This is a genomic window from Hoeflea sp. (assembly GCF_984452065.1).
This window is the reverse complement of the sequence record NZ_CFHWAF010000156.1, coordinates 1-10,048: the sequence shown is the minus strand read 5'-3', so window position 1 is coordinate 10,048 and position 10,048 is coordinate 1. Positions and strand designations below refer to the sequence as shown.

General features: G+C 57.3%; 10 protein-coding genes. 6 read left to right on the top strand and 4 right to left on the bottom strand.

The genetic code is table 11. The annotated features are described in order from the left end of the window. The first annotated feature begins 26 nt into the window (after nucleotides 1-26). Nucleotides 27-2,024 (top strand): type VI-A CRISPR-associated RNA-guided ribonuclease Cas13a, encoded by a 1,998-nt coding sequence (gene cas13a / locus AC5E6N_RS21070; protein WP_491749655.1) that lies wholly within the window; start codon nucleotides 27-29, stop codon nucleotides 2,022-2,024. Between the two features lie 38 nt (nucleotides 2,025-2,062). Here cas13a (AC5E6N_RS21070) and tnpA read toward each other — a convergent pair whose 3' ends face one another. Then, a complete protein-coding gene (tnpA, locus tag AC5E6N_RS21065; RefSeq protein ID WP_491749654.1) occupies nucleotides 2,063-2,497 on the bottom strand; it encodes an IS200/IS605 family transposase in 435 nt (144 codons plus the stop codon). A gap of 245 nt (nucleotides 2,498-2,742) precedes the next feature. Here tnpA and cas13a (AC5E6N_RS21060) point away from each other — a divergent pair, with 245 nt between their 5' ends. Then, entirely contained in the window at nucleotides 2,743-3,606 is an 864-nt protein-coding gene (gene cas13a, locus AC5E6N_RS21060; protein WP_491749653.1) for a type VI-A CRISPR-associated RNA-guided ribonuclease Cas13a, read from the top strand. Between the two features lie 120 nt (nucleotides 3,607-3,726). Here the strand turns inward: cas13a (AC5E6N_RS21060) and AC5E6N_RS21055 are convergent, their stop codons facing one another. Genes AC5E6N_RS21055 through AC5E6N_RS21045 form a run of 3 tightly spaced genes read right to left on the bottom strand, consistent with a single transcriptional unit; the run spans nucleotide 3,727 to nucleotide 6,417 of the window. Further along, nucleotides 3,727-4,122, bottom strand: a complete 396-nt coding sequence (locus tag AC5E6N_RS21055) for a ubiquitination-like system serine protease family protein (protein WP_491749652.1) — start codon at nucleotides 4,120-4,122, stop codon at nucleotides 3,727-3,729. Nucleotide 4,123: 1 nt separating this feature from the next. Further along, on the bottom strand, nucleotides 4,124-5,515 hold the full coding sequence (locus AC5E6N_RS21050) for a HesA/MoeB/ThiF family protein (protein WP_491749651.1): 1,392 nt from the start codon (nucleotides 5,513-5,515) through the stop codon (nucleotides 4,124-4,126). Next, on the bottom strand, nucleotides 5,515-6,417 hold the full coding sequence (locus tag AC5E6N_RS21045) for a multiubiquitin domain-containing protein (protein ID WP_491749650.1): 903 nt from the start codon (nucleotides 6,415-6,417) through the stop codon (nucleotides 5,515-5,517). The genes AC5E6N_RS21050 and AC5E6N_RS21045 overlap by 1 nt, the downstream gene beginning before the upstream one ends. Before the next feature lie 166 nt (nucleotides 6,418-6,583). Here AC5E6N_RS21045 and AC5E6N_RS21040 point away from each other — a divergent pair, with 166 nt between their 5' ends. From AC5E6N_RS21040 to AC5E6N_RS21025, 4 genes are all read left to right on the top strand, one after another. Further along, nucleotides 6,584-7,183, top strand: coding sequence for a hypothetical protein (locus AC5E6N_RS21040; protein ID WP_491749649.1), 600 nt, complete (start codon nucleotides 6,584-6,586; stop codon nucleotides 7,181-7,183). Further along, on the top strand, nucleotides 7,180-7,599 hold the full coding sequence (locus AC5E6N_RS21035) for a hypothetical protein (RefSeq protein ID WP_491749648.1): 420 nt from the start codon (nucleotides 7,180-7,182) through the stop codon (nucleotides 7,597-7,599). Before AC5E6N_RS21040 ends, AC5E6N_RS21035 begins: the two co-directional genes overlap by 4 nt. Beyond that, nucleotides 7,596-8,405 carry an ImmA/IrrE family metallo-endopeptidase gene (locus AC5E6N_RS21030; protein ID WP_491749647.1) on the top strand — a complete coding sequence of 270 codons (810 nt, stop codon included), beginning with the start codon at nucleotides 7,596-7,598 and terminating at the stop codon, nucleotides 8,403-8,405. The genes AC5E6N_RS21035 and AC5E6N_RS21030 overlap by 4 nt, the downstream gene beginning before the upstream one ends. 494 nt (nucleotides 8,406-8,899) lie before the next feature. Then, complete coding sequence (locus AC5E6N_RS21025) at nucleotides 8,900-9,946, top strand: IS110 family RNA-guided transposase (RefSeq protein ID WP_491749646.1); 1,047 nt, start codon at nucleotides 8,900-8,902, stop codon at nucleotides 9,944-9,946. Nucleotides 9,947-10,048: the final 102 nt, after the last annotated feature.

Genomic DNA, 10,048 nt, shown 5'->3' with positions numbered 1-10,048 from the left:
TTCTAAACACTTGAGGAGAATCATGAATTACTAATAATTGCAACTGTAGTACTAGAGGTCGATGGTTCCATGTTTTCAGCGCTGAGAGCGATCCAGCCAGAATTAACACAGACGTCATCGCACAGGGGCTCTACGACCATCTTTATGTAGGCGAAAAGCGCTTTGGAGAGGATGTCCGGCCCCACACAAAGGGATTGATACCAGCACGCGCGCGCAGCATCTCCGAAAATGTTCCGGCACTCAGGCAGGGTGAGCTTGCTCTCAGTCAGCCTTGGAGCAACGACGATGCTTCCGCCTACTTCACTGATCATGACGTTCTCAACCGCGTCATCGAGGCCATCAATAAGTATGGCGGCCAACGCGCTTCGCGAGGCCGTCGTGCGGTGGGCCGGGTCTTGCACGACCATTTTGGACGCATGTTTGCCGGTTCAGATGGAAGCGCCCTTTCCATCGAAGAGGCTGCGTCTCATTACCCCGGTCTCTTCGCCTTGCATCAAGCGACAAAGTTCAGGTTTCAACGACTGCTGAGAGCGCCCCAGGCCTATTGGCGGAAAAAGCTTCCGAAGAGTTCAGATGAACTCATTGCCGAGCTGACGGAGGATTGGCGAAACCGGGAGGTCAATGCGCTGATCCGTCTTGGAAAGATCATTCACTATGAAGCGGCACCGGACGGGCAAGATGATAGCCCGGCCCATCTTTTCGACAATTGGAGCGCGGATGTCTCCAGAAGTCCCTTCTGGACCAGTGAGGGGCAAACGGCGATCAAGATCAACGAAGCCTTTGTGCGCGTCTGGCGTCACGCCCTTAGCTTTGCAGCGCGAACGGCAACCAACTGGGCAGACGCCGATTCCGCGATCGGCAGGGACATTCTCGGCGCGAGAGAACGGGAGGCCGCGGTTGACGCGCTGGATGTCGACCATTTTGACCGTGTCGCAACCCTCTTGTTTGGCGCATCAAGCGGCAAGTTCGCCACCTCAACGAGAGAGTTTCGACAGGAGGTCATGGCGCTTGTGCTCAATGAATTGAGCCGGCTTCGCAACGCCGCATTTCATTTCAGCGGCCTGACATCTTTTCTGAACGTGCTCAACTCTCTAGGCGATGGCGCAAGCCAAGGCGCTCTCACCGCGGTCAAATCCCTCCATGACGATGATACGGCCGCGCTCAACGAGCGTCTGAAGGCTGATTTACGGTCGGTTCGTGCCGAGCACTTTTTGGGACAGGGTCAGCTGGATCGACTCCTGGAGACTGTCATGCGTGGTGATGTCCGTTTCGACGATCTGCCATCCTTCCAAAACGTTCTGGGTCGGGCGCAGGGTGCCTATTACTGGCGAAAGGACGTCGATTTCCGACTTCCTGCGCCGGCAAAGGCCGAGGCTCTTCGCGATCCGGCAACGCGATGCCAGCACCTCGTTCTGAAACTTCTTTATGAGCGCGGCTTCGGCGAATGGCTTTGTGATCTGACCGCCGAAACTGTGAAGACCTATGTCGAGCGGTACACGGTGCGCGCGACGAACGAAGCGCGGCGTATCTCAGGCAATGATAAGCTGACGGCGCGTGCCGCTGCCCATATCAAAATCCTCGACAGTGACACTGTTTTTGATCTCTTCGCGATGCTGCGTGCAGCCGCCGTCGCGGAGGCAAGATCGGCGCAAATCGGCCGTCAGCTCGAACGGGATCTTGGCAAATATCTGCGCGATCTTGAGCTTGATCTGATTGCGCAGGCCTTTCAGGACTATGTCGAGCAGGCCGGGTTGGGATGGGCTTTCGACATTGAGGCGGGGTGGCAAAGCGAAAAACCCAAATCCCGCATTGCGGTCGTCACAGCGCCTGAAACGCCAGCAGAAAACTGGCAATGTGTGATGTACTTTCTGCTGCACCTGATCCCCGTCGATGAGGTCAACAAGCTCTCACATCAAATCTCCCGGACCGGGATACGCGATGGTGCCCAGGCGCACCTGGCCGGTACGCTATTGTCACTCCTGTCACTCAAGTCAGTGACCTCCGCCATAGGCGGAGGTTTGTAACGCTTCGCTTGAACCACTGGAAGTGGTTTTGTTAAAGATCAATAACTGGGTTTGAACAAGTCGGCAAAGTCGGTCGACTTATCGATCTTCTCCTGGTTGCGGATATAACGTCTGACGACCTCCTCCTGATAGCCCGTGGTCGATACAAAATAGCCCCGTGCCCAAAAGTGATAGCCTTTGTATCTGCGCTTTCTGGCGTATTTGTTGGCCACATAGAGCGCCGTTTTCCCTTTCAGGAACCCCACGATGTGCGCCACAGAGTATTTCGGAGGGATCGAGATCAGCATATGCAGATGGTCCGGCATCAAGTGGCCTTCCTCAATGTGACAACCTTTTTGTGACGCCAGCCGTACAAACTGGTCGCGCAACTCCGTGCACAAATCGCCATAAAGGCGTTTGGTGCGGTATTTGGAGCCAAACACAAGGTGATATTTACAGTCCCAAGTACTGTGTGATAGGTGATTTTCGTCCATTAAAAACCTCCTCGCTTGAGCAGATAACCACGCCAATGGTTCAAGCAAGGAGGTCTCTTACCGTAAATGTAAAACGCGTCCAGTCCTCCACCAGAGGTGGAGGTTTAATTGGGTACAACGAACGCAGCCACGATGCCAAATTTGAGGGGCTCGAAGGCGCGCGTGGTCGGGCGACATTGGAGCCGCTTTTCGAAACCCCTGAGCTCGCAGATGCCGTCCTAAAGCGAACTACCGGGGATGCAGCCTTGGGCCGTGGCTCCGTCCGGGCGCTCCGCGAAACACTACGGTTTGAGCCGCCGCGACGTGTGATTGAGGTCTTGTCAGCTGTCCCGATCACAACACGTCATCTGGAAACGCTGTCAACACTGAGCGAAGGAGTCGCCAAGGCACAGGAAAGAAGGTCAGCGCTTCACGACAAATGGGTGAAAGCCGATCACGTATTGAGCGACGAAGACAAGTCGTCCTATGCCGAGTGCCTGGCCGCGATCGTGGCACATCGCGACGTCTCCCACCATGCGCTCCTGGGAAATCATCTCAAGGCCTACCGGCTGTTGATGGCAGCGCTGGCCAAGCTCGTCGACAATGTTGGGATCTGGGAGCGTGATCTCTATTTCATGACCCTCGGCGTCCTGTACCGGCCTGGCGTGTCCCCGGCGGACGTGTTTTCCTCTCCACGAAGCAGACGGCTGCTTGGGCGCGGGCAGATCATCAAGGCTATTCGTCAACGCGATCAAAATGACGCGGCGGATCATCTCGTTGAGGCTTTGCGGACCTTCTTTGCGGTGGATTTTGTAACGCGCGGTGACACCCGCATCGCGACCCGCAATGAACTGGCGCATTTCGGCATGCTCTATGGGTCAGAGGGCAATATCTGCCTGACGGATTTGATCAACCAGGCACGCTATGACCGTAAGCGCACGAACCGCGTGAGTTTATCCGTAGGCAATCTGTTTGGCCGTTTTGGTCTTGAGGTGACCTGGGACTCTTCAGATGGTGCCCTGACGAATGCCAAGCTGGAGGCAAAGACCATTCAGCACCTTGGGAACGCGACGCTCACGGAAACCCTGGTCGGGCCTGAATTTGTCTCGCTCGTGCGGCGCATGCTCTAAGCTTCAGGTGACAGCAAACCCGTGAATTGTTAGATTAGCCGCATCACCCCCATATGACGGGGGACTAAGATCCGTGTTTTGTTACGACTTAGACCTTGGCCTGCTGACACCCGTTGGGTGTCAGCAGGTTTGATCAAGGCGTGTTTGCGTGCTTCTACTGGTTCCGCATCCGCTGTCCCGACACCAGGTGACTGCGCCTTTTCTGATCCAAAAATGCGCCCTGCAGGCGTTGCGTTGATGGACCGAGGGTGAAAGCGAGGGCCGCCCGAGCCAGTCACGACTGACGGACCAATGTGGGCGACGGTTGGACGCGAGCGGCAGGCGCATAATGGTGTCGCAATTTCCGGGACAGCGCAGGACCGCCCATTTCAATTGGTCTTGGCCGCTAACAACCACGATGTCGCCTGGCCCGATGTCCTCGGGGGATGGTTGTGTCTCGACGTGCCTCAGCAAGACATCCGGCGGATCGACCAGACGCAGAGAGATGAGGGCGGTGCGAAGGAAATCTCTGATCATCTTAAGCCACCCGGTCCAGGAATGGGGTGATATCGCCAATTCCCCAGAATTCGCTTTCGCCGCAGACCGGGCAATCCGGATCGATCTTGGCCCCGGTGCGCCGGTCTTCCGGAATCTGAAATCGCCGCAGCCGCTGGGTGACTGTCCCGCCTGCACCACGGAACCCGGTCATGAGCTGCAGCATCTCTTCCATGGCCATGGTTGCAACCGACGTCGTCATCGAAATGAAGGCCGGCTCCGGATCGCCGCCACCCAGAATGTAGCCGTCATCGACCTGTTGACGGAAAGCCTCCGGATCGCGACGCCGGAGTTCTTCTGCGCGGGCACGGGTAGGATCGACGATGTTCCGGCACAAAAGGCACGCCGCCCCGGGATAGAGCGTTGTGACGCGGCCCGTCATATCGCGAATGCCTGTGTCGCTTCTTTCGATGGCAAGGCCGATATCGATGACGGGGGTCTCATAGAAATAAGCAAAACGGTTCAGCAAGAGCCGTCCGGCGTGATCGTCTGTGCAGCAGAAAATCAAATCGGCAGAGATCAGTAGATCGCGATGTGCGGCATCCAAGATATTGCCCTGTATGCCGATGGCGCTCGTGCCAAGTCCCATTCCATTGATGTGATCGGCGACAACCTCAGCCTTGGGTCGGCCGATATCGCAAAGCCGCGCGCCGTGAAGCCGGTGCAGATTGGTGCCCTCAACGATATCGGGATCGAGAATGACGGGGCAGCGAAGCCCGGCCCGCGCCAACATGACCGCCAGCGGTGACCCGGTCCCCCCTGCCCCAACGATCAAGACGCGTAACGCCTGGATTTGTTCGTTGAAGAGTTCACCAAAGACCCGGGCCTGACGGTCGAGATCGCTGCCACGATCCGCAATAAGGGGGTGCCGATCCATGATGCGCAGCTGCGATTCGGTAATCGAAACGGGTGCGGCTTGAGACGCGCCGTCCCCGTGCCAGACCCGCGCTCTTAGCGTATCGTCCGGTAGCACCAGAAGGCTGACAAACTTCGCCTCCGAGCCATTCCGGTTCCGGGTTGCCTGTGAAAGCGCCATTTCGTTCATGTCATCCTGTTTCGAGAACGCGGGGTATCCGCTTGGATGCCCGTGCAGGAAGCCAGGTGTGAAGCCTTCGTTTTGGGACTGGCGGAGGATCGGCATGAAGGTGTCGGTTTTCACCGTGATGTGTTTTGGCGAGGACGATACGATATCGGTCGTGGTGAAGGGCTGGATTTGCCGAAGAATGTAACGGTGACGCGGCTTGGTCGTGACCGGATCGCGGGTTACCCGCGCGGAACTGAACAGGGCCCAGGCGCCGCCTTCCTTGGCGCCATCAAATGCGGCTTGCCGCAAGGGCTCAAGGAACCGCTGCGGGACAATGACATCATAGTCCATTAGACCGCCTCCCGCAGGGCGTGCTCGACACGCTTGATCATTGTCCAGATGCCGTCTTTGCCAGGGCGCCATTGGGAATTGTGCCGCGACCAGCGTTGCCAGGTGATACCGGAAAAGGGATGCGGAACGTCAGCGCATTTCGGATAGGCCCCGTTGGCTGCCCGGCGAAGCCAGGGGTGGCAATAAAACATGTCGGGCGGCGTATCTGGATAGCCGGCAGGCAGAAGGATCAGGATGTCCGTCTGTCCGATATCGAAACCGCCGTCCGGCAGGATAAAGTCCTTCAGGACGATCCCGATCTGCTGCTTGTCGCTGATCTCCTGGAACCCCGGGGCCGCGGTCGACAGATAGGATTGGTCGCGGCGGGGCAAAGCCCCGCCACCTTGTGCATCTCCAGCCGTGGTCTGTTCGATAACGGTAAAGAAACGTTCAAGCCCGTCTGCGCTCAGATCCACCAGCTGGTCGTTGGAGACCGGCAGATCCTCGCCGCCCCGAACCTCACGCCAAAGCGCATAGGTTGCGGGATCCACGCCGGCGATCTCTTTCAGCTTGAGACCGGTGATGAGCTTGGTGCCCCATTCGATCCGCTGCCCGTCGATTTCAAACCGGTAGGAGGCGGCGCTTTCAAAGGTCAGAAAGCGTTCAGCTCCCGGCCGGGTCAGATCGATGGTTTCATCGAGACGGATTTCTTCAAATCCGCCGCCCCGAAGCACAAGGAAGATGAGGTATTCATCGACCGGTTTCTGCTCCGTCAGGGCCAGCAGCTGGCGGCCCGTGGGCTTGGGATCATCGATGCGATAACGTTCATCATCAATGCGGATGCGGAAGCGTGTCGCGCCGGGGTCATGGCGCCCTTCGCGGGCGCAGGCCTCGAGGTCAAGGAAGGTGTTATCGTCAGTCATTGGTTTAAGTCCTTTTCAGATGTTGTGGCGATTGCCGCTCACACCCACAAAGGCTTGTGTTCACCTTCGATTCCGACGCCGAAAAAATATATGCTGGAGGTGTCCGAATCGGCGCTTCCGAAGCGCCTTAGAGAGTGTCCCACTATGCAATAAGGAGAACGGAACGTTGGGCGCGATTGAGCCTGTTGACATCAAGGAGACGGAAGAACTCCGGGACGAGCTTGGCGCGCTGTGCATCACAGACAAGGTTCGTTTGAAGAAAATTTCGAAAATTTGGGCCGATGTCGCTGGAGACATCGAGCCCGAGGACCTGTTGCATGAAGCCATGATGAAGGCGATTGAGGAAAACCCTCGAAGTCGCCGCCGGTGCCCCACGGGTGTCGAGCTGGTGAAATTCCTGTCAGGTGTCATGCGCTCGCTTGCGAACAATCGTGTTGAGTGGCGCAAACGTCGAAAGGAAGCGCTGGCCGCAGAAATCCAGCACTCCGAATATGATCTTCTGACTGCGGCAACCGCTGATGAGACGTTCCGAACTCCAGAAGAGGAGTTGTTACATGCCGAACACGAACAGGCATTCCATGCCTTTCTCGAAGAGCAATGCAAAGGGTGCGAAAAAACCCATCTTGTGTTGCTCGGTGGGTTTGATGGCCTGCGGGGTCAAGACCTTTGTGACTTCGCTGGCGTGACAAAAAAGGAGCTAGCTACGATCCACCGGCGTATTGCCCGAATGATGGATCGTTTCAAAAAAGAACGGAGCCAATCATGACGACCAAATCCAAACGTGAAGAGCTGTTTGATCTGACGGATAATGTCGTCGATGCAATTCTCAATATGAGCGACGAGGAGATCCTCGCCGATCTCGAAGAGGATGGTATTACTGCAGAAGACGCAGGACGCGCATTCGACAGTCTGTTGGACAGCGCCCGGCTGAAGGCAGGGCGAAAGGCGCTTGCGCGCGCGCGTGACGAGATGAATGCCGATCGCATGGCATCCTCTCATGGTCGCGTCGTCACCGCCACGGAGGCACGCGTGATTGTTGCGCGGATCGCGCGCGAGCAGCCAAGCCTCACACAGGCTGCCCGCAATGCCTGTGAAGGTCCAATGTCTGATCGGGAAGTTCTCGACCTTTTGGCGGATTTTCGAGAGCTTGGCGTCGCGCTACCAGGAGAGGGTGACCCGTGAAAGCGTTATCGGATTCCGAGCACCATCTTATCCGCTACGGGATTTCGGAGCCCGGACAGATCGATCTGGAAACGATCGCTTGGACCATGGGCGCGAAGGTCAGGTTTCGCCAGCTGGAGAGCTGCGAGGCGAAGATCACGGGTATCCAGGACAAGGCGATCATCACCGTGGATGACCGATTTGGCGCGCGGCGCGCGCGATTTTCGCTCGCCCATGAAATCGGCCATTGGAAAAAGCATCGCAATCAGATCCTAACCTGCGCCAAGCAGGATATTGGATCGGTCAACGGCAAAGCCAAGGCAAAGGAACGTGAGGCGGATCGGTATGCTGCGCAACTCATCATGCCGAGGTTCATGTTTTTGCCGCGTATGCGCGATACCCGAAGACCATCATTTGTCACCATAGATGAGCTCGCAGAGGCCTTCGATGTTAGCCGTAAGGCAACCGCCCTTCGCTTCATCGATCTCAGCCCGACGGAGGCGATGCTCATCTGTTATGGGCCAAATGGCCGGAAATGGTTTCGGGCGTCGCCGTCTTGGCCAGAGGGCTGGATGCCGCGCAAGGACCACGACCCGGACACAGGTGCAATGGAATTGCTCTTTGGCGGCGAAACAGAAGCCCCGCGCGCCCATCTTCATCCTGCAAGCGGGTTCTTCGGGCATTATCAGGCGGCTGACTTCAACGTTTATGCACATTCCGTGCTCTCCGGCGCCCGATCGCAGCCTGAACACAGGGAAGTACTCACACTCGTGTACCCTGAAACGGTCGATATGTTTCTGTCGGCAAGCCAGTCACAGCGCTGGTAATGCGGTAGTTTGTCGGCAGATCGAGAAAATCCTGTATCGCGTTCGAAACGCGGTCCAGCAGTCACGGTGGATCCAGTTGGTGCGGAACGGGCATTGGAAAAGGCTGCGATGCCGGCGAACTTGTTGATCCCAATCGCAGTTGCAAGCCGTGAAGCCCTGCTTGCCCATGTCGGAAGAGACATAACCGATCTAAAGGCTGTCCCCAATTTGAATGATTGTTAACCTTGTTTTTGTAGTTTGTCATTGAAGGAGATGGCATGAATGTGGTGTGAGCGGCCCTGGCGCCCGATACTGCTAGTGTGTTGGGAGAGGCGGATAGGTTTCAGGTTGGATGCGCTGTTTAGGGCTTTTGACCCTGTGAAGGAGATTACCCGTCGCCTGTTTGCGAACGACCATCTTGAGGCCCGGTATTGGCCAGTGACCTCGTATAGGAGTTTGGCTTGGCCGTTCACGCCCTTCTCGGGGCTGCGCCTCCCAACCATGGGATGATAGCAATGACCTTTATCGGTGTCGATCTTCATAGCAACAGCTTTACCGCCTGCCGGCTGGAGGCGGATGGTGTCGAGACGTTCTCGACCTGGCAACTGGCGGCGGCGGACATTGACCGGTTCTGCGCCGGCCTCGATGCCGACGATGAGATCGCCGTCGAGGCGACGGGCAACAGCGCCTGGTTCCGCGATCAGGTGGTGTCTTGCGTCGGCCGTGTCGTCGTCGTCAATCCGAAGCAGTTCCAAGTGATCCGCAAATCGGTCAGCAAGACCGATCGCAATGACGCGCGGGCGCTTGCGTTCTTCCTGTCGAAGGACATGCTGCCGGAGACGCGGGTGAAGTCGCCGGCGGCGAGCGAGTTGGCGTCGCTGACCCATACGCGCGACCTTCTGGTCAAGCAGCGCACGCGGCTGTTGAACAAGATCCATGCCGTGTTCAACCGCCATGGCGTCAAGATCAGGAAGGAAAGCCTCGGCTCGAAGCGGGCGCTTGGCAAGCTGGAGATTGGCCGGTTCTCGGCGCTGGAGCAGGTCGAGCTGACGGTTATCCACGACCAGGCGTTGAGCCTGACAGCCGCGATCGCAAGGCTCGACAAGGAGATCGAGAAGGCGGCGCAAGAGCTTGCCGGCTATGACGGGCTGACCTCCATCAAGGGGATTGGTCCAAGATCTGCGGCCGTATTCCTGTCAGCCATCGGCAATGTGAGCGACTTTGAAAGTCCCGACAAGCTGGCGGCTTACTTCGGGATGGTCCCGAAAGTGAGCCAGTCTAACGAGACCGATCACCGTGGGCGGATCACCAAGCGTGGCAACAAGCTCGCGCGCACGACGTTGGTGCAATGTACGCTCATTGCGATCCGCTATTCCGGCTATCTCAACGCTGCCTATCGCCGCATCAAAGCACGGCGCGGCGCTGGCAAGGCCATCATTGCAACGGCCCGCAAGCTGCTGAAAATCATCTTCGATACCCTGAAAAACAAATGGGTCTTCGAAGACTTCGCAACCTTCAAAATCGCCAGCGGAAACAACATTCCTGCTGGACAATCAGCATAGGAGAACGCCATGTCAGACCTGCATCGCCACGATTTAAGTGAGGAGCATTGGCTCCGTTTGAAGCCGCACCTGCCCGGGTCGAAGGGCAACTGGGGCCGCCGA

Excerpts from the sequence above, each read along its gene's own strand:
- tnpA (WP_491749654.1), bottom strand. The coding sequence starts at position 2,497 with ATGGACGAAAATCACCTATCACACAGTACTTGGGACTGTAAATATCAC.
- AC5E6N_RS21055 (WP_491749652.1), bottom strand. The coding sequence starts at position 4,122 with ATGATCAGAGATTTCCTTCGCACCGCCCTCATCTCTCTGCGTCTGGTC.
- AC5E6N_RS21050 (WP_491749651.1), bottom strand. The coding sequence starts at position 5,515 with ATGGACTATGATGTCATTGTCCCGCAGCGGTTCCTTGAGCCCTTGCGG.
- AC5E6N_RS21045 (WP_491749650.1), bottom strand. The coding sequence starts at position 6,417 with ATGACTGACGATAACACCTTCCTTGACCTCGAGGCCTGCGCCCGCGAA.
- AC5E6N_RS21035 (WP_491749648.1), top strand. The coding sequence starts at position 7,180 with ATGACGACCAAATCCAAACGTGAAGAGCTGTTTGATCTGACGGATAAT.
- AC5E6N_RS21025 (WP_491749646.1), top strand. The coding sequence starts at position 8,900 with ATGACCTTTATCGGTGTCGATCTTCATAGCAACAGCTTTACCGCCTGC.